At 62.9% G+C, this 18,155-nt stretch carries 19 protein-coding genes and 1 pseudogene; 8 read left to right on the top strand and 12 right to left on the bottom strand.

Annotated features, from left to right (window positions below; translation table 11 throughout):
• Positions 1 to 565 (bottom strand): exodeoxyribonuclease III (locus tag ACQKPE_RS22430; RefSeq protein WP_427668901.1); only part of this gene is annotated, 565 nt, incomplete at its 3' end.
• Positions 566 to 645: 80 nt separating this feature from the next.
• On the opposite strand from ACQKPE_RS22430, the gene pyrE reads away from it, so the two are divergent.
• Positions 646 to 1,287, top strand: a complete 642-nt coding sequence (gene pyrE / locus ACQKPE_RS22425; protein WP_427668900.1) for an orotate phosphoribosyltransferase — start codon at positions 646 to 648, stop codon at positions 1,285 to 1,287.
• Positions 1,288 to 1,341: 54 nt separating this feature from the next.
• Here pyrE and argB read toward each other — a convergent pair whose 3' ends face one another.
• The 4 genes and pseudogenes from argB to coaBC form a co-directional block, all read right to left on the bottom strand.
• Complete coding sequence (gene argB, locus ACQKPE_RS22420; protein ID WP_427668899.1) at positions 1,342 to 2,250, bottom strand: acetylglutamate kinase; 909 nt, start codon at positions 2,248 to 2,250, stop codon at positions 1,342 to 1,344.
• A 30-nt stretch (positions 2,251 to 2,280) separates the two neighbouring features.
• Positions 2,281 to 3,654, bottom strand: a pseudogene (locus tag ACQKPE_RS22415) (phosphomannomutase/phosphoglucomutase); the annotation flags it as partial.
• Between the two features lie 129 nt (positions 3,655 to 3,783).
• A complete protein-coding gene (gene dut, locus ACQKPE_RS22410; RefSeq protein ID WP_427668898.1) occupies positions 3,784 to 4,239 on the bottom strand; it encodes a dUTP diphosphatase in 456 nt (151 codons plus the stop codon).
• Between the two features lie 5 nt (positions 4,240 to 4,244).
• A complete protein-coding gene (coaBC, locus tag ACQKPE_RS22405) occupies positions 4,245 to 5,456 on the bottom strand; it encodes a bifunctional phosphopantothenoylcysteine decarboxylase/phosphopantothenate--cysteine ligase CoaBC (protein ID WP_375098571.1) in 1,212 nt (403 codons plus the stop codon).
• A gap of 128 nt (positions 5,457 to 5,584) precedes the next feature.
• On the opposite strand from coaBC, the gene radC reads away from it, so the two are divergent.
• On the top strand, positions 5,585 to 6,265 hold the full coding sequence (gene radC / locus ACQKPE_RS22400) for a RadC family protein (protein WP_427668897.1): 681 nt from the start codon (positions 5,585 to 5,587) through the stop codon (positions 6,263 to 6,265).
• Between the two features lie 55 nt (positions 6,266 to 6,320).
• Here radC and ACQKPE_RS22395 read toward each other — a convergent pair whose 3' ends face one another.
• Entirely contained in the window at positions 6,321 to 7,910 is a 1,590-nt protein-coding gene (locus tag ACQKPE_RS22395; RefSeq protein WP_427668896.1) for an ABC transporter substrate-binding protein, read from the bottom strand.
• A gap of 368 nt (positions 7,911 to 8,278) precedes the next feature.
• Between ACQKPE_RS22395 and rpmB the strand changes: the two genes are divergently transcribed.
• The 3 genes from rpmB (at position 8,279) to ACQKPE_RS22380 (ending at position 9,123) form a co-directional block, all read left to right on the top strand.
• Positions 8,279 to 8,515: a 50S ribosomal protein L28 gene (gene rpmB / locus ACQKPE_RS22390; RefSeq protein ID WP_008091535.1), complete on the top strand. Its 237-nt coding sequence runs from the start codon at positions 8,279 to 8,281 to the stop codon at positions 8,513 to 8,515.
• 11 nt (positions 8,516 to 8,526) lie between these two features.
• Entirely contained in the window at positions 8,527 to 8,682 is a 156-nt protein-coding gene (gene rpmG / locus ACQKPE_RS22385) for a 50S ribosomal protein L33 (RefSeq protein WP_012703270.1), read from the top strand.
• A gap of 240 nt (positions 8,683 to 8,922) precedes the next feature.
• Complete coding sequence (locus ACQKPE_RS22380) at positions 8,923 to 9,123, top strand: hypothetical protein (protein ID WP_427668895.1); 201 nt, start codon at positions 8,923 to 8,925, stop codon at positions 9,121 to 9,123.
• Positions 9,124 to 9,190: 67 nt separating this feature from the next.
• Here the strand turns inward: ACQKPE_RS22380 and ACQKPE_RS22375 are convergent, their stop codons facing one another.
• Both ACQKPE_RS22375 and ACQKPE_RS22370 read right to left on the bottom strand, forming a co-directional pair.
• Positions 9,191 to 9,406 (bottom strand): hypothetical protein, encoded by a 216-nt coding sequence (locus ACQKPE_RS22375; RefSeq protein ID WP_427668894.1) that lies wholly within the window; start codon positions 9,404 to 9,406, stop codon positions 9,191 to 9,193.
• Positions 9,407 to 9,504: 98 nt separating this feature from the next.
• On the bottom strand, positions 9,505 to 9,864 hold the full coding sequence (locus ACQKPE_RS22370) for a cupin domain-containing protein (RefSeq protein WP_427668893.1): 360 nt from the start codon (positions 9,862 to 9,864) through the stop codon (positions 9,505 to 9,507).
• Positions 9,865 to 10,058: 194 nt separating this feature from the next.
• Here ACQKPE_RS22370 and ACQKPE_RS22365 point away from each other — a divergent pair, with 194 nt between their 5' ends.
• Positions 10,059 to 11,552, top strand: coding sequence for an aldehyde dehydrogenase (locus ACQKPE_RS22365; RefSeq protein ID WP_427668892.1), 1,494 nt, complete (start codon positions 10,059 to 10,061; stop codon positions 11,550 to 11,552).
• Positions 11,553 to 11,707: 155 nt separating this feature from the next.
• Positions 11,708 to 12,847 (top strand): MFS transporter, encoded by a 1,140-nt coding sequence (locus tag ACQKPE_RS22360; RefSeq protein ID WP_427668891.1) that lies wholly within the window; start codon positions 11,708 to 11,710, stop codon positions 12,845 to 12,847.
• Between the two features lie 49 nt (positions 12,848 to 12,896).
• Here the strand turns inward: ACQKPE_RS22360 and ACQKPE_RS22355 are convergent, their stop codons facing one another.
• Together ACQKPE_RS22355 and ACQKPE_RS22350 are read right to left on the bottom strand one after the other, a co-directional pair.
• Positions 12,897 to 14,453: a phospholipase D family protein gene (locus tag ACQKPE_RS22355; RefSeq protein ID WP_427668890.1), complete on the bottom strand. Its 1,557-nt coding sequence runs from the start codon at positions 14,451 to 14,453 to the stop codon at positions 12,897 to 12,899.
• A gap of 58 nt (positions 14,454 to 14,511) precedes the next feature.
• Complete coding sequence (locus tag ACQKPE_RS22350) at positions 14,512 to 15,942, bottom strand: PLP-dependent aminotransferase family protein (protein ID WP_427668889.1); 1,431 nt, start codon at positions 15,940 to 15,942, stop codon at positions 14,512 to 14,514.
• Between the two features lie 177 nt (positions 15,943 to 16,119).
• On the opposite strand from ACQKPE_RS22350, the gene ACQKPE_RS22345 reads away from it, so the two are divergent.
• Positions 16,120 to 16,350: a DUF1127 domain-containing protein gene (locus tag ACQKPE_RS22345; RefSeq protein ID WP_427668888.1), complete on the top strand. Its 231-nt coding sequence runs from the start codon at positions 16,120 to 16,122 to the stop codon at positions 16,348 to 16,350.
• A 3-nt stretch (positions 16,351 to 16,353) separates the two neighbouring features.
• Here the strand turns inward: ACQKPE_RS22345 and ACQKPE_RS22340 are convergent, their stop codons facing one another.
• Positions 16,354 to 17,412, bottom strand: coding sequence for a hypothetical protein (locus ACQKPE_RS22340; RefSeq protein WP_427668887.1), 1,059 nt, complete (start codon positions 17,410 to 17,412; stop codon positions 16,354 to 16,356).
• 199 nt (positions 17,413 to 17,611) lie between these two features.
• The coding region (locus tag ACQKPE_RS22335; protein WP_427668886.1) for an NAD(P)/FAD-dependent oxidoreductase at positions 17,612 to 18,155 on the bottom strand (544 nt) is incomplete at its 5' end.

The raw sequence follows: 18,155 nt of genomic DNA, 5'->3' as shown, positions 1-18,155 counted from the left end.
TCAGGTCAGGGATGCCGCCGCCTTTGACGAACTCGGAACGCACGGTGTGGCCCGGGGCCTTCGGCGCGATCATGATCACGTCGAGGTCGGCACGTTCGAGCTTCTGCTGCGCGACGTAGAACGAGCCGCAGTAGATGTATTCGCGGCGCTTGCGGCGCTGCTTGTCCAAGTACTTGGCGAAGTCGTCCATCAACTTGAATTTCTGGTTCAAGTCTTCATCGCCGTTCATGCCCGAAGGCAACAGCAAGGTGGCGATACTTACCTTGTCGAAATCTGCTTGCAGATAACGCCCGTAGCGGTCGGCTGTCTCGAAGCCCAGACCGGTGATGACTGCCTTGGGCTGCATCCGCGAGTACAGCGCCACGCCACCTTGGGCGGGCACCTCCGCGTCGCAGGCGTAAAGGAAATAGCCATCGAGCTGGAAAGCTGGGTCGTCGAGTTCGTAGGCCGAGGCGCGGGTATCCTGAAGGCAGATGACGTCGGCATTCTGGGCTTGTAGCCAGCTGAGCAAACCACGCTCGGCCGCAGCCTGAATGCCATTTACGTTCACACTGATGATCCGCATAAATGGCCCCAAAAATCTCGTGCGTGTATGATACCCGAGCTCAACTCATTTAGCTAAATCCGTGGTGTCCGGGACTTTCCATGCAGCCGTATCAGCGCGACTTCATTCGTTTTGCCATCGACCGTGGGGTTCTGCGCTTCGGCGAGTTCACCCTGAAATCGGGGCGTACCAGCCCGTATTTCTTCAATGCCGGCCTGTTCAACAGCGGCTCGGCCCTGGCCCAGCTGGGGCGTTGCTACGCGGCGGCCATCGTCGACAGCAAGATCCCTTTCGACGTGCTGTTCGGCCCGGCCTACAAGGGTATTCCCCTGGCTTCGGCAACCGCCGTTGCGTTGGCCGAGCAGCACCAGCTCGACGTGCCTTGGTGCTTCAACCGCAAGGAAGCCAAGGCCCACGGCGAGGGCGGCAGCCTGGTGGGCGCGCCGCTGGCGGGTGACGTGCTGATCATCGACGATGTGATCACCGCCGGTACCGCCATTCGTGAAGTCATGCAGATCATCGGCGCCCAGCAGGCCAAGGCCGCCGGCGTGTTGATCGCGCTGAACCGCGAGGAGCGTGGCAATGGCGAGTTGTCGGCGATCCAGGAAGTGGAGCGCGACTTTGGCATTCCGGTGGTCAGCATCGTGTCGCTGACCCAGGTGCTGGAGTTCTTGGCCGACGACCCGCAGCTCAAGCAGCATTTGCCGGCGGTGCAGGCGTACCGCGAGCAATACGGGATCTGACCCTGGCCCGGCAATGAAAAAGGCGACCTGTGAAGGTCGCCTTTTTTGTGGCTGTCAGTTCGAACGCTTGCGGTTGGTGATCAGGGTGCCCACGCCGCTGTCGGTGAAGATCTCCAGCAGCACCGCATTCGGTACGCGGCCGTCGATGATGTGCGAGCTGTTCACGCCACCCTGCACCGCTTCCAGTGCGCACTTGATCTTCGGCAGCATGCCGCCGTAGATGGTGCCGTCGGCGATCAACCCGTTGACCTGCTCGGTGGTCAGCCCGGTCAGCACCTGGCCCTGCTTGTCCATCAGGCCGGCGATGTTGGTCAGCAGCATCAGCTTCTCGGCCTTCAGCGCTTCGGCGACCTTGCCCGCCACCAGGTCGGCGTTGATGTTGTACGACTCACCATTGGCGCCCACGCCGATTGGCGCGATCACGGGGATGAAGTCGCCCTTCACCAGCATGCTCAGCAGATCGGTGTTCACCCCAACGACTTCGCCCACGTGGCCGATGTCGATGATTTCCGGGGTGGTCATCTCCGGGGTCTGGCGAGTGACGGTGAGCTTCTTGGCGCGAATCAGCTCGGCGTCCTTGCCGGTCAGGCCGATGGCGCTGCCGCCGTGACGGTTGATCAGGTTGACGATGTCCTTGTTGACCTGGCCACCCAGTACCATCTCCACCACGTCCATGGTCGCGGCGTCAGTCACGCGCATGCCATCGATGAAGTGGCTCTCGATCGACAGGCGCTTGAGCAGGTCGCCAATTTGCGGGCCGCCACCATGCACCACCACCGGGTTGATGCCCACTGCCTTCATCAGCACGATGTCACGGGCGAAGCCCGTCTTGAGCTCTTCGCTCTCCATCGCGTTGCCGCCGTACTTGATCACCAGGGTCTTGCCGACAAAGCGTCGGATATAAGGCAGTGCTTCGGACAAAACCTCGGCTACATGGGAAGCGGCATCGCGATCGAGGGTCATGCAGGGCTCCAGTCTGGAACAGATAGTCGGTCAGAACGGCAGTTGCAGGCCGGGCTCGACCCGCAGCAACTGCGTGCGGAATACAGTTTTGATGCGTTGCAATTCGGCCTCGCTGTCGGCCTCGAAGCGCAGCACCAGCACCGGCGTGGTGTTGGAGGCGCGAACCAGGCCCCAGCCGTGGGCATAGTCGACCCGCACACCGTCGATGGTGGTCAGGTTGGCTTCGCCCCAGTCAGCGTCGCGTTGCAGTGCATCAATGATGCTGAATTTACTCTCGTCGGTCACATCGATGTTGATTTCCGGCGTGGAAATATCGTTCGGGAACGCAGCGAACAGGCTTTCGGCGTCCTGGCCGGCCTTGCTGAGGATCTCCAGCAGGCGCGCGGCGCTGTAGATGCCGTCGTCGAAACCGTACCAGCGCTCCTTGATGAAGATGTGCCCGCTCATTTCACCTGCAAGCAGCGAGCCGGTCTGCTTCATCTTCTTCTTGATCAACGAATGGCCGGTCTTCCACATCAAGGCGCGACCGCCATGCTGTTCGATCAGCGGGGTCAGGCGGCGGGTGCACTTGACGTCGAAGATGATCTCGGCGCCGGGGTTGCGCGACAGCACGTCCTGGGCGAAGAGCATCAGCAGGCGGTCGGGGTAGACGATGTTGCCGGTGTTGGTCACCACGCCCACGCGGTCACCGTCACCGTCGAAGGCCAGGCCCACGTCGGCGCCGGTTTCCTTGACCTTGGCGATCAGGTCCACCAGGTTCTCGGGCTTGCCCGGGTCTGGGTGGTGGTTGGGGAAGTTGCCGTCGACCTCGCAGAACAGCGGAATCACCTCGCAGTTCAGCGCTTCGATCAGTTGCGGGGCGATCACCCCGGCAGCGCCGTTGCCGCAGTCGACCACCACCTTCAGGCGCTTGGCCAGCTTCACGTCGCCGACGATCTGCTGGAAGTAGCGCTCGAGGATCTCGACTTTCTCCACGCGGCCTTCGCCCCGGGTCAGGTCGTTGGTTTTCAGACGGGTCAGCAGGGCCTGGATCTGCTCGTTGGCCAGGGTGTCGCCAGCGATGACGATCTTGAACCCGTTGTAGTCCGGCGGGTTGTGGCTGCCGGTGAGCATCACACCGGACTTGCCCGCCAGCACGTTGGCGGCGAAGTACAGGGCCGGGGTCGGCACCAGGCCGACGTCGCTCACCTGGCAACCGGCGTCGGCCAGGCCTTTGATCAGCTGTTCCACCAGCATCGGGCCGGAAAGGCGCCCGTCGCGGCCGACGGAAATCTGCGGCTCGCCCTGGGCCAGGGTTTGCGCACCGATGGCGCGGCCGATCCAGTAGGCGGTTTCGCCGGTCAAGGTCTTGCCGACGATGCCGCGGATGTCATAAGCGCGGAAAATGCTGTCCGGCAGCGCGGGTACCAGCTGGGCCATGTCGTTCATCTCTGGGGACTCCAAGTAGTCAAAGGCTTCCGGGATAGGCAAAAACTGAACGGTTGGACGGCCTTTTCGACAGAGAGTTCGCCATCCATGGCCCCGGCGGTCAGCTTAGCGGGTGCCGGAGTGGCCGAAGCCACCGGTGCCGCGCTGGGTTTCGTCGAATGCCTCGACGATATCGAAGTGCGCTTGCACCACTGGCACCAGCACCAGCTGGGCGATGCGCTCACCGACGGTGATGGTGAACGGGGTGTTGCCACGGTTCCAGCAGGAGACCATCAGCTCGCCCTGGTAGTCCGAGTCGATCAGGCCGACCAGGTTGCCCAGCACGATGCCGTGCTTATGGCCCAGGCCTGAGCGCGGCAGAATCATGGCCGCCAGGCCCTGGTCGCCGATGTAGATGGAAAGGCCCGTGGGAATCAACAGGGTCTGGCTGGGCTCGAGGAGGGTGTCTTCCTTGAGCAGGGCGCGCAGGTCCAGGCCGGCGGAGCCGGGGGTGGCGTACTGCGGCAGGGGGAATTCGGTACCCAGGCGTGGGTCGAGGATCTTGGCTTGAAGAGCGTGCATGGAACTTATTGAACCTGGTTGAGCCGTTCGGCGATGAAGGCGACCAGTTGGCGGGCGATCTTGCCCTTGCTGGTCTGCGCGAAGAGGGTCTGGTGCTGCTGGCGGTCGATCACGGTCAAGGCGTTTTCCTCGCTGTTGAAGCCGATGCTGGGGTTGGCAACATCGTTGGCGACAATCAGGTCGAGGTTCTTGTCCTTGAGCTTGCGCGTGGCGTAATCGAGCAGGTGTTCGGTCTCGGCGGCGAAGCCGACGCTGAACGGCCGGTCGGGACGGCCAGCGATGGTGGCAAGGATATCTGGATTGCGCACCATCTGCAGCAGCATGCCGTCACCGGTCGTAGGGTCTTTCTTGAGCTTTTGCGCGGCAATGACTTCAGGGCGGTAGTCCGCGACCGCCGCCGAGGCGATGAACAGGTCGCACGGCATGGCCGCTTCGCAGGCTGCGAGCATGTCCCGCGCGCTGACCACGTCGATCCGGTTGACCCGGTCGGGGGTTGGCAGGTGCACGGGGCCGGTGACGAGGGTCACCCGAGCCCCGGCTTCCACGGCCGCCTCGGCCAGGGCGAAGCCCATCTTCCCGGAGCTATGATTGGTGATGTAGCGCACCGGGTCGATGTTTTCCTGGGTAGGGCCGGCGGTGATCACCACGTGCTTGCCGGTCAGTGCCTGGCGCTTGAAGCTTTCGGCGGCGCACCAGGCCAGGTCCGTGGCTTCGAGCATGCGGCCCAGGCCGACGTCGCCACAGGCTTGGCTGCCGGAGGCCGGTCCGAACACCTGGATGCCTCGGCTCTTGAGCAGGTCGAGGTTGGCCTGGGTGGCCGGGTCGCGCCACATGGCCTGGTTCATCGCCGGTGCCACGGCGACGGTGGCGTCGGTGGCCAGTACCAGAGTCGTCAGCAGGTCGTCGGCCATGCCTTGGGCCATGCGCGCCATCAGGTCCGCGGTGGCCGGGGCGATCAGCACCAGGTCGGCCCATTTGGCCAGTTCGATATGGCCCATGGCCGCTTCGGCGGCAGGGTCGAGCAAATCCATGTGCACCGGGTGCCCGGACAGCGCCTGAAGGGTCAGGGGAGTGATGAACTCAGCGCCACCGCGGGTCATGACGACGCGCACCTGCGCGCCGTGTTCCAGGAGTCGGCGAATCAGCTCGGCGCTCTTGTAGGCGGCAATGCCGCCACCCACGCCGAGAACGATGCGCTTGCGATACAGCCGCTGCATAGGCTTGCCTTTTTCCAGTGAAAGCGGGCCGCGACGAAAAACACTGCCTGCGGCAGAACGTCGCATGTACGAGGCGAAATAGATTAACACAGCGCCGAAATGCGCCGTAGTACGACACAAGGAGGGGTATGAACATCAGGGAGTGGCCAGTCGACGAACGGCCAAGGGAGAAGTTGTTGGCGCGGGGGGCTGGCGTGTTGTCCGATGCAGAATTGGTCGCGATCCTGCTGGGCTCAGGTGTCGCCGGACGTAACGTGGTCGATCTGGCGCGAGGCTTGTTGGGGCGCTTTGGGGGGCTTAGGCGGTTTCTGGAGGCGCAGCGAAGTGAACTGCTGCGCGAGCCTGGGCTGGGGCCGGTCAAGTACAGCCAATTGCAGGCCTTGCTGGAAATCGGCCGGCGATACCTCGATGAAACCATCGAGCGCGTCTCGGCGTTGGAAAACCCAGCCTCGGTAAGGCGCTACCTGAAGTCGATGTTGCGCCATGAGCCCAGCGAGGTGTTCGGTTGTCTGTTCCTCGACAGCAAGCATCGCCCGTTGGCGTTCGAAATTCTGTTTCGCGGCACCATCGACCGGGCGAGCATCTACCCGCGTGAGGTGGTGCGGCGGGCGCTGCTGCACAACGCCGCGGCGTTGATCCTCTGCCATAACCACCCCTCGGGGCTGTGCGAGCCGAGCGACGATGACGTGCATTTGACGGTGATGCTCAAGCGGTCGTTGGCGTTGATCGATGTGCGGGTGCTGGATCACATCATCGTAGGTGAGGGGGAGCCGTTGTCGATGGTCGAGCAGGGGTGGGTTGGGGGGTAGCGGGGTTCAATTTCGGCCCTTTCGTGGGTAAACCCGCGAAAGGGCCGCTCTCGCCTTAGCGGCTAACCGAAACCTTACTGAAATCCACTCGCCCGAACGGGCTGACCTGGTAACCGTCCACGCCCTGGCGCAGCAGCGTGGTAGCGGTCGGATGCGCCAGCGGCAGCCACAGCGCCTGCTGCTGGATCAGCGCCTGGGCCTGCTGGTACAGGCGGCTGCGCACGCTCTGGTCGTTGGTGGTGCGGCCCGCGCTGATCAGCTGGTCCAGGCGGTTATCGCAGGCCCGTGCGAAGTTGGTCCCGGACTTCACCGCAGCACAGGAGAATTGCGGGCTGAGGAAGTTGTCCGGGTCGCCGTTGTCGCCGGCCCAGCCCATGAACAGCAAGTCGTGTTCACCTGCCTTCGCCCGGCGAATCAGCTCGCCCCATTCGATCACGCGAATCTCGGCCTTGATGCCGACCTTCGCCAGATCCGCCTGAAGCATCTGCGCGCCCAGGTTCGGGTTGGGGTTGAGCAGGCTGCCGGAGGGGCGGGTCCAGATCGTGGTGCTGAAGCCATCCGGCAGGCCGGCCTTGGTCAGCAGCGCCTTGGCGCGTTTCAGGTCGGTGGGGTAGCCGGGCAGCTCCTTGGCGAAGCTCCAGGTGGTGGGCGGGTACGGGCTATTGGCCGCTGTGGCGGTGCCTTCGAATACGGCCTTGAGGTAGGCCGGCTTGTCGAAGGCCAGGTTGATCGCCTGGCGCACTTCGGGCTTGTCCAGCGGTGGGTGCTGGCTGTTGAGGGCGACGAAGGCGGTCATGAAGGCGGGGGTCGAGACCGCCTTGAGGTTGCTGTCCTGGGTCGCTTCGGCGATGTCCAGCGGCTTGGGTGACAAAGCTACCTGGCACTCGCCGCGCTTGAGTTTTTGCAGGCGTACATTGGCGTCTGGGGTGATGGCGTAGATCAGCGGGTCTACCTGCGGCTTGCCGTCGAAGTAGTCCGGGTTGGCGCGGTAGCGCACTACGGCGTCCTTCTGGAAGCGTTGCAGCATGAACGGGCCGGTGCCGACAGGCTCGCTGTTGAGTTTCTCGGGCGTGCCGGCCTTGAGCAGCTTGTCGGCGTACTCGGCGGAATAGATGGAGGCGAAGCCCATGCTCAGCGTGGCCAGGAAGGTGGCGTCGGCGTGTGTGAGGGTAAAGCGCACGGTGGTCGGCTCGGGGGCCTCGATCGACTTGATCAGGCTACCCAGTTGCAGCGACTGGGCGTGCGGGTAGCCGCCGGGCGAGGTCTTGTGCCAGGCATGGGCGGGGTAGAGCATGCGCTGGAAGCTGAACAGCACGTCGTCGGCATCGAACTCGCGGGTTGGTTTGAAGTTGGGCGTGCTGTGGAACTTCACGCCATTGCGTAGCTTGAAGTCGTAGACCAGGCCGTCGGCCGAGACCGTCCAGCTTTCTGCCAGGCTGGGTACCACCTTGCCTTGCGCGGCGTCGAACTCGACCAGGCGGTTCATCAGTACGTCTGCCGAGGCGTTGGTGGTGGTCAGCGAGTTGTATTGCACCACATCGAAGCCTTCGGGGCTGGCTTCGGTGCAGACCGACAGCGGCGCGGCCTGGACGATGCCTGCGGCGAACAGCGAGGTGAACAGAAGTGAAAGGGCGGCGGCGCGCATGGCGGGTCCTCGGCTGGTCTGATGGCCCATCTGCCGGTGCAGTCTGGAAACGGAAACGTCCTACCCTAGTGCCCCTGTCGGGAATTCGCCACCTTCTTTTTAATAGGTTGGGCGACGAGCGGTCGACAGCGCGCTGGCCTTGTCGCTATGCTGGCTCGGCGCATCCAGGCCTACCGGCAAACGCATCTTCTGTTGTTGTGGCTGAGTCTTTCTGGTATAAAGCAGCGCTCTTTTCTAGGGGCTCGCTCTGCCGCACAAGCCGAGCAGGTCGATAAGACCCCCTGAATTACGGCGCCTGGCGCCAAAGACTGAGAGATTAAGCGGCCAACCCATGCCGGGTTGGGCATGTGGTTTTAGAGGGCTGAGGCATGTCGAGAGTCTGTCAAGTTACCGGTAAGGGTCCGGTAACCGGGAACAACATTTCCCACGCAAACAACAAAACCCGTCGTCGTTTCCTGCCGAACCTGCAGCACCACCGTTTCTGGGTTGAATCCGAGAATCGTTTCGTGCGTCTGCGCGTTTCCGCCAAAGGCATGCGTATTATCGACAAGCGCGGCATCGATGCCGTTCTGGTCGACATCCGCCGTGCTGGCGCCAAGGTTTAAGGGAGAACATCATGCGTGAATTGATCCGTCTGGTTTCGAGTGCCGGCACCGGCCACTTCTACACCACCGACAAGAACAAACGCACCACCCCGGACAAGATCGAGATCAAGAAATACGATCCCGTCGTCCGTAAGCACGTGATCTACAAGGAAGCCAAGATCAAGTAATTGATCCGGCAACCAGAAAAAACCCGCATCCGAAAGGACGCGGGTTTTTTTATGCCTGCCAGCGATCAGCCGGCGGGCTTCCAGGGCCGCTGGGAGGGGCTTGAGCCTTGCCGCAAGATCTACGTGCTGTTCGAGCAGCGCTGAACCGGCCTTTCCACTCAGCAATAAGTAACGCAGTCGAGAGAAGCGCAAGGACAAAGATGGCGTACCCGCTAATGGGTGCCCACCAGGAGAATCATCATGACTACCGATATCCTCTCGCCTGCTCGCCACGTCATCGGCTCGCGCTATATCGAAAGCGTCAAGGCCTATATCCTGGAACTGACTGGCCTGGAAATAGCCAAGACCGTTTACGGTGCCGATACTTTCGAAAACTTCCCCAGCCAGGTCAGGATCTATGTCGATCGGACTGGCATTGTCACCGACCTACGCAATGGCTAAGCCCTTTGCAGCAGACATAAAAAACCCGCGTCCGAAAGGATGCGGGTTTTTTTAGGCCTGCCAGCGATCAGCCGACGTGCATGCTGCAAATGTTGCCGTTGTCATCGGTGTCGATGCGCACCCTTTCCTTCATGAATGTTTCAAACTCGGGCTCACAGTTCGTCGGGTCTTCAGGGCCTACAGCAATGCTTAAACCGGTCAGATCCAGGATGTAGGCCTTGACGCTTTCGACATAGCGTGACCCGATGACGTGACGAGCTGGGCCGAGGATATCGTTGGACATGGAGCTTCTCCTTGATGAGATGTCCTAAAGTGGACGTCGGTATAATTTCGTCGACCCCACCCTTGCATGCGGTACAAGGCTACTGCGTTACGCGTCGCTCACTTGGCATCGAACAGCACATAAATCTTGCGGCACGGCTCCAGCACCTCCCAGGTGCCCTGGAAACCCGCCGGAATAACGAAACGATCACCGGCTCGTAGGGTCTTGGCATTGCCCTCCTGGTCGCGCAGCACCGAAACGCCCTGGACGATCTCGCAATACTCATGCTCGGTGTAGTTCACCTTCCATTGCCCCACTTCCCCTTCCCAGACACCCGCCGCGAACTGCCCACACGGGCTGGAATAGTGGTTGTAGACCGCCTGGTCGGGCTCGCCCTTGAGGATTTTCTCGGCAACGGGCCGGTAGCGCTCGGCCTCGGTGAGGGCCTGGGCGAAGTCGATGATGCTGGCGATGCTCATGGTGCGGCCTCTTGTTTGTTTAATAAAATGCACATCAGTAGGCTTTTAGGCCTTTCGTGTCAAATATATTGATAGTTTGCCCGGCCTGGTTTAGGGTGGTGAATACCTGTGCGCCCGTCGCGCAACCCGAATTTTCGACAGCGCCTGTGAGTCCTCAGTGCGGCGTTGCACCTAAACAAGAGAGGAGTTTTCGTATGACCACCCTGACGCGTGCCGATTGGGAACAACGTGCCCAGCAATTGAAGATCGAAGGCCGTGCCTTCATCAACGGCGAATACACCGATGCCGTTTCCGGTGAAACCTTCGAGTGCCTGAGCCCGGTCGACGGACGCTTCCTGGCCAAGGTCGCCAGCTGCGACCTGGCCGACGCCAACCGCGCCGTGGAAAACGCCCGCGCCACCTTCGATTCCGGCGTCTGGCCGCAACTGGCCCCGGCCAAGCGCAAGGCCAAGCTGATCCGCTTCGCCGACTTGCTGCGCAAGAACGTAGAAGAGCTGGCGCTGCTGGAAACCCTCGACATGGGCAAGCCGATCGGCGACTCCTCGACCATCGACATCCCGGGCGCAGCGCAAGCCATCCACTGGACTGCCGAAGCCATCGACAAGGTCTACGACGAAGTCGCCCCGACCCCGCACGACCAACTCGGCCTGGTCACCCGCGAGCCGGTGGGCGTGGTCGGCGCCATCGTACCGTGGAACTTCCCGCTGCTGATGGCCTGCTGGAAACTTGGCCCGGCCTTGGCCACCGGTAACTCGGTGGTGCTCAAGCCGTCCGAAAAATCGCCGCTGACTGCCATCCGTATTGCCCAACTGGCCATCGAGGCAGGCATTCCGGCCGGTGTGCTGAACGTGCTGCCAGGCTACGGCCACACCGTCGGCAAGGCCCTGGCCCTGCACATGGACGTCGACACCTTGGTGTTCACCGGCTCCACCAAGATCGCCAAGCAGCTGATGGTGTATGCGGGCGAATCGAACATGAAGCGTATCTGGCTGGAAGCCGGTGGCAAGAGCCCGAACATCGTGTTCGCCGACGCGCCAGACCTCAAGGCCGCCGCCGAAGCTGCAGCCAGCGCCATCGCCTTCAACCAGGGCGAGGTGTGCACCGCAGGTTCGCGCCTGCTGGTGGAGCGCTCGATCAAGGACCAATTCCTGCCGATGGTAGTGGAGGCCCTCAAGGGCTGGAAGCCAGGCAACCCGCTGGACCCAGCGACTACCATGGGTGCACTGGTGGATACTCAGCAGATGAACACCGTGCTGTCGTACATCGACGCTGGCCACAAGGACGGCGCCAAGCTGCTGGCCGGTGGCAAGCGCACGCTGGAAGAAACCGGCGGCACCTACGTGGAGCCGACCATCTTCGATGGCGTGACCAACGCCATGAAGATCGCCCAGGAAGAAATCTTCGGCCCGGTGCTGTCGGTAATCGCCTTCGATACCGCCGAGCAAGCCATTGCCATCGCCAACGACACCCCGTACGGCCTGGCTGCGGGCATCTGGACCTCGGACATCAGCAAGGCCCACAAGACCGCCCGCGCCGTGCGCGCCGGCAGCGTGTGGGTGAACCAGTACGACGGCGGCGACATGACCGCGCCGTTCGGTGGCTTCAAGCAGTCGGGCAACGGCCGTGACAAGTCGCTGCATGCGCTGGAGAAGTACACCGAGCTGAAGGCGACCTGGATCAAGCTGTAAACCTTATGGGCCGCTATGCGGCCCTTTCGCGACACAAGGCCGCTCCCACAGGAACGCGCGAGCCCAAGCCGGGCGCGACCTCTGTGGGAGCGGCCTTGTGTCGCGATAGGGCTGCGTAGCGGCCCCAAATGTTTCACCGTTCAAGGGAGGTTGTCATGCGTTGGGGAACCTACTTCGCCGTGCTGGCGGCAGTGCTCAGTGTCGGGCTGGCGCTCGGCGTGAGCATGCCGCTGGTGTCCCTGCGCCTGGAAGGCTGGGGCTATGGTGGGTTCGCCATTGGCGTGATGGCCGCGATGCCCGCCATTGGCGTGCTGGTGGGGGCCAGCCTGGCCAGCCGTCTGGCCGGTTGGGTCGGGGTGCCGTCGGCGATGCGCCTGTGCTTGTGGGGTGGTGCGCTGTCCATCGGCTTGGTTGCACTGCTGCCCAGCTACCCGTTGTGGCTGCTGTTGCGCCTGATGATCGGTATGTCGCTGACGGTGGTGTTCATCCTCGGTGAAAGCTGGATCAACCAGCTGGTGGTGGAACAGTGGCGGGGACGTCTGGTGGCGCTGTATGGCAGCAGCTATGCCCTGAGCCAGCTGGCCGGGCCGCTGGTGCTGGGCTTGCTGGGTTCGGACGACGACTTCGGTTTCTGGGCCGCCACCACGCTACTGGTGTTCGCACCCTTGCTGCTGCTGGGTCGCGGCGGTGCGCCGAGTACCGAGGCCTGTAGCGTGACCTTCCGCGATTTGCTCGCCTTCTGTCGACGCTTGCCGGTGATCGCCTGGGCGATTGCCCTGTTCGCCGCCTTCGAGGCGATGATTCTCACCTTGTTGCCGGTGTATTGCCTGCAACAGGGGTTCACCACCGAAGTGGCGTTGTTCATGGTCAGCACGGTGGTGGTGGGCGATGCAGTGTTGCAGCTGCCAATCGGCGCGCTGGCCGACCGCATGTCGCGGCGCACCTTGTTCAGTGGTTGTGCATTGGCGTTGCTGGCTTCCAGCCTGGCCATTCCCGTGCTGCTGCACACTCCGGTGATCTGGCCGTTGTGGGTGCTGTTCGGCGCCAGTGCGGGCGGGCTGTTCACCTTGTCGTTGGTGTTGATCGGCGAGCGTTATCGCGACGATGCGCTGGTGCGCGCCAATGCCCACGTGGCGCAGCTGTGGGGTATCGGTTGCCTGCTCGGGCCACTGCTTGCGGGTGCTGGCAGCCAGTGGATCAGCGGGCATGCGCTGCCGTTGATCATGGCCGCAGGTGCGGCGGGCCTGGTGCTGCTGACCCGGCGCAAGGATGCCTTCGAACCCGCGTCTGCCTGACGGGCCTCTTCGCGGGGCAAGCCCGCGAAGAAGGCGACTCGGTGCCCGGCTAGAGCATCCGCTCCAGCCCCACCGCCTTGGCGATCCAGGCATTGAAGCGCCGCCAAACCCCACCAGGCTCCGAGGCCAGGGTATGCACCTGGCCGTTGTCTTCGGTCTCCCACACCAGCTTGCCGTCCACCAGCTTGGGCTGGTAGCTCAGCGCCGGTGCCATGCCTTGCAACGCAAGTTCGCGGGTGTACTCGGCCAGCTCCGGGCTGTCCACCATCACCCCGACCTCGGTGTTCCACAGTACCGAGCGTGGGTCGAAATTGAACGAGCCGATGAAGGTTTTACGCCTATCGAAGACGATGGCCTTGCTGTGCAGGCTGGAGTTCGAGCTGCCGTGGAAGCTCAGGCCACGCGAGGCGCTGGGGTCGCCGGGCTGGCGGCGCAGTTCGAACAGTTGCACGCCGTGTTCGAGCAAAGCGCGTCGGTAGGGGGCGTAGCCTCCGTGAACGGCCGGCACGTCGGTGGCCTCCAGGGAGTTGGTCAGCAGCTTGACCGAGGCGCCGGCGTCGGCGCGGCTGGTCAGGTACAACAGGCCCGGCTTGCCGGGCACGAAGTAGGCCGACACCAGAATCAGCTCGCGGTGCACGTTGTTCAGGTCCGGTGCCAGTTGCTGGGTCATCAGCAACTGTGGGTCGGGCTCGTCGCGCGCCAGCACTTTGCTGGGCGCGTCCCACAGCGCCTGGCTGTGGGCCCAGATCAGCTCGTTGCGCCACACATCCAGGCGCGGCGTCACTTGGTACGCCATCAACCGATCGTACAGGGCCTTGCGCTCGATACGCGCCTTGGCCAGCCACACCTCAAGGCGCTGGCGGCTGGCGCGCAGGTCGCTGGCGTCCGGCTGGCGCCAGAGGAAATCGCCGATCGGCCGACTCAGGGCGCTGTTCCAGTACTGGTCGAAGCTGTGGCCCAGGTGCTCGGCCACAGGTCCCACACCCAGCAGGTCGATGTCGGTGAAGTTCAGGTTGGGCTCGGCGTCGAAGTACTCGTCGCCCAGGTTGCGCCCGCCGACGACGGCCATGCTGTTGTCCACCAGGAACAGCTTGTTGTGCATGCGCCGGTGTTGCAGCGACAGGTTGAACAGCCGCCCCACTGCGCGCGTGACGCCGGTGCTGCGCCCCAGGTGAAGCGGGTTGAACACGCGGATCTGGATGTTCGGGTGGGCGGCGAGGGTGCCGATCAGGGTGTCCAGCCCGTCGCTGGTGGTGTCGTCGAGCAGGATGCGCACGCGCACGCCGCGGTCGGCGGCGCGCAGCAGCTCGTGCACCAGTGCGCGGGTGCTCAGGCCGTCGTGGACGATGTAGTACTGCAGGTCGATGCTTGCCCGGGCGTTGCGGATCAGCTCGGCGCGGGCGCGAAAGGCTTCGTTGCTGTTGGGCAGCAGGCGAAAGCCTGAGCGACCCTCGTAGGGCGCGGCCTGGCGCAGCACCGAGCGGCCGAACGACGACTGGTTGGCCGGCAGCGCCTGGCTGGTTTCGCGTGGTGTGCTGACGCTGGCGCAGCCTGAAAGGCCGAGCAACAGCGCCAGCAAGAGGGGCAGAGCTCGCTGGAGTCTCAAGGAAGATCGTCCTGTACGGCGGGGGCCTGTGGGTTGGACCATCGAGAGGTGCGCAAAGTTACTCGGTGGGTGCGTCCTCTTGCAGTAGACGAAGGGCGGTTTCCCCAACCTTGCGCACCGCGGCCTCTATCTCGGGCGTTGCGCGTGCAGCGAAATTCATGCGCAGGCAGTGCCGGTACTTGCCCGACGCCGAGAAGATACTGCCCACGGCAATCTGTACCCCTTGCTCCAGTAAAGCGCGGTTCAGGCGCAGTGTGTCGAAACTTTCCGGGAACTCCACCCAGAGCATGAAGCCGCCTTGGGGGCGGCTGGCGCGGGTGCCTGGCGGGAAGTAGCGGGCCACCCAGTCGATCATCTGGTCGCGGGCGCGCTGGTACTGCGCACGCATGCGCCGCACATGGGGTTGGTAGTGACCTTCGGCGATGAAGTCGGCGATCGCCAGTTGCGGCTGGCAGGCGGTACTGCCGGTGCTGATGTACTTCATGTGCAGCACCCGCTCCAGGTAGCGTCCCGGCGCCACCCAGCCCACCCGCAGGCCGGGGGCGAGGGTCTTGGAGAACGAACTGCACAGCAGCACGCGGCCGTCCTCGTCGAACGACTTGATCGTGCGTGGGCGGGGGTAGGTGTAGGCCAGGTCGCCGTACACGTCATCTTCGAGAATCGCCACGTCGTAGCGTTGGGCCAAGGTCAGCAGGGCCTTCTTGCGCGCCTCGGGCATGATGTAGCCCAGGGGGTTGTTGCAGCTGGGGGTGATCTGGATGAGCTTGATCGGCCACTGTTCCAGTGCCAGCTCCAGCGCCTCCAGGCTCAGGCCGGTGAGTGGGTCGGTGGGAATTTCCAGCGCCTTCATGCCCAGGCCCTTTAGGGTCTGCATGGCGCCGTGGAAGCTGGGCGAGTCCACCGCGACGATATCGCCGGGCTGGCACACTGCGCGGATGCTGGTCGACAGCGCCTCGTGGCAGCCGGTGGTCACCACCAGGTCGGTGGGGCCGAGGTTGCAACCGGAGTCGACCATCAGCCGGGCGATCTGTACGCGCAGGGCTTCGTTGCCGTGGATGTTGTCGTAGTACAGGCCGGGCATGTCCAGGCGCCGGCTGAGCTGCGCGAGGCTGCGTAGCAATGGTTTGAGCGAGGGGCTGTCGATATCGGGCATGCCGCGGCCCAGCTGGATCACGTCGGGACGCGGGGTGCTGCGCACCAGTTCCAGCACCTGTTCCCACTGGGAGATATCCACAGGCCGCTGGGCTGGCTTGCTGACGGCCGGCAATGCTGGCCCGCCCCGGCGTTCGGTGACGAAGTAGCCGGACTTGGGCCGTGGCGCCACCAGCCCGTTGTCTTCCAGCATGCGGTAGGCCTGCTGGACAGTGCTCAGGCTCACGCCGTGCTCATCGCTCAGCGCCCGAACCGAGGGCAGGCGCTGGCCGGGTCGATACAGGCCTTGTTCGATACGGGCGCTGAGCATTTCGGCCAGGTTGACGTAGAGGGTCACGGCATACTCCTAGGAGGCTGTGGGAAATTACCGGTACAGATTGCCGAAAAATACTTCATTCAGCTGTGTAAGCGCCAATTCTGTATGGAAATAAAAAGCCTTCGTTGAATCTGTATCCTCTTATGTACTCAAGCGCATGCTGTCCACACACTTTCAAGTGATGTGGAGGATGCAGCAATGAACGGCTTTAGCGATGTGCGTCTGCAACTGTTGGCCCGGGAGCTGGACGCCGGCCAACGCCCCAAGGTCTACAGCGCCCCTCAGGGCATGGGACGTATTGCGCTGATGCTGCATCGCTGGCGTACGCGCAAGGCCTTGCTGGAGCTCAGTGATGAGCAATTGCTTGATTTGGGGCTGACCTGGGAGCAGGCCCAGCGGGAGGGGCGAAAGCCTTTCTGGAAGGGGTGAGCGTCAGTATTTGCGGTGGGCCCTGGCGACGACGCCTTTCAATACATCCTGCTGATCTTTCACCAATGCAAATCGGATCGGGCCCTTGAACAGGTTTTGCAGCGCCTGGGTGCCGTGAGGCGGTCCCAGGCTGGCAAATGCGGCAAAACCATTGGCTGCCGTTAGAACGTCATTCAAGGTGTGTTCGTTGAGGTCCAGCAAGGCGCAGTCGTCGATCTGGCTGATCAGATACTTGCCGATGTCCGAATGATCCAGCACTCCGACGAGATCCTCCGACCGGGTGCAAACCATGAATCTGGATTTCATTCCCGAGAGCTTGGCCAGTGTTGATTCTGCGTCGATAACGCTGAAGTCGTCGTCGCAGATGGTCGAGACACAAGGGCCTTGTCCTGCGCCCGACGCAGGCCTGGTGCGAATGGTTTTGTTCAGGGTGGCGTGGCTTTTCAGCCAGTTGGCCGCGATCGGGCAACGGAAAGCGACGGTATCGAGTATCGAGCGGTAGAGCCGTGAGACGTCCTGGGCAAAGATGGGCTCGTGATGAGCGATGCGATTACGTAGCTGGTTGATCTCCATGACCAGTGGCTTGAACTGTGATCGGGTCATGCCGGGTGCACATGGAAGCAGTCGTCCCATGTTGGTCTGCCAGATGGATCGGTCGTAGTGGGACCTGAACAGGTTCGACCAAAAGTCGAAGGTGAGGCAGGAGATCACATCGTCTTTCCTGGCGACCCCGTTCTTTGTCGCTCGACTGATAGCCTTTTGCAGAGAGGCCAGGCTTTCGGGCGATAGCACCGGGGGTAACGTCGCCGCCGAGTGCCAACTCGCTCCATGCAGTGAAGAGAGCACGTCATCGATTGCGTTTCTGAGCGTGACTTCAACGACGTGCAGCGGAAACAGGAATGCTTTGCACAGACGCGCGTTGTAAAGGTAGAGCTCGAATGCAAAATCCGCTCGGAAACCCGCCGCCTTGAGGTAGGTTGCGAACCGTTTGGAGGACAGTAGCGACTCAAGTGCCGTGGCATTGGGTGGGGTGTAGGGGAAGTGTTGTTGACGCTCTGCCATAGGGTGTATAGTCCGTTCTACCTAGCAGCTGATGTGGCCCCTCTGAGCGATCAAGCGTCCTCAGCACTAGATACAGAGCCCCGGGACAGTCTTAGACTCTCTCGGGGTTTCGCTTTTCTGGGGGATCGCATCGTAACGTGTGAGTTGCCGTCATCAAAGGCCGCATGGCGGTCAACACCACCCGCTGTCTGCGAAATTTCTAAACCAATTCTTTCAGCCGATGCCACAGCATCCCCAGCGCCAACAACGGCGAGCGCAAGTGCTTGCCGCCGGGGAAGGTCACGTGCGGCACCTTGGCGAACAGGTCGAAGCGCCCGCTGTGCTGGCCGCTGATGGCTTCGCCCAGCAGGCGTGCGGCCAGGTGCGTGGCGTTCACCCCGTGGCCGGAGTAGGCCTGGGCGTAGTAGACGTTCGGCTGGCTGGCCAGGCGGCCGATTTGTGGCAGGCGGTTGGCGCCGATGCCGATCATGCCGCCCCACTGGTAGTCGATGCGCACGCCTGCCAGTTGCGGGAACACCTTGAGCATCTTCGGCTGCATGTAGGCGGCGATGTCCTTCGGGTCGCGTCCGGAGTAGTGGCAGGCGCCGCCGAACAGCAGGCGGCCGTCGGCGGATAGCCGGTAGTAGTCCAGCGCCATGCGCTGGTCGCACACCGCCATGTTCTGCGGCAGCAGCTGGCGTGCGCGTTCTTCGCCCAAGGGCTCGGTCGCCAGGCGCCCGATCGCCCCCAGGCTGTCGATGACC

Origin of the sequence: Pseudomonas sp. NPDC089554 (assembly GCF_050280645.1) — a bacterium.
Lineage (GTDB): Bacteria > Pseudomonadota > Gammaproteobacteria > Pseudomonadales > Pseudomonadaceae > Aquipseudomonas.
This window is presented reverse-complemented; position numbering and strand designations above follow the sequence as displayed.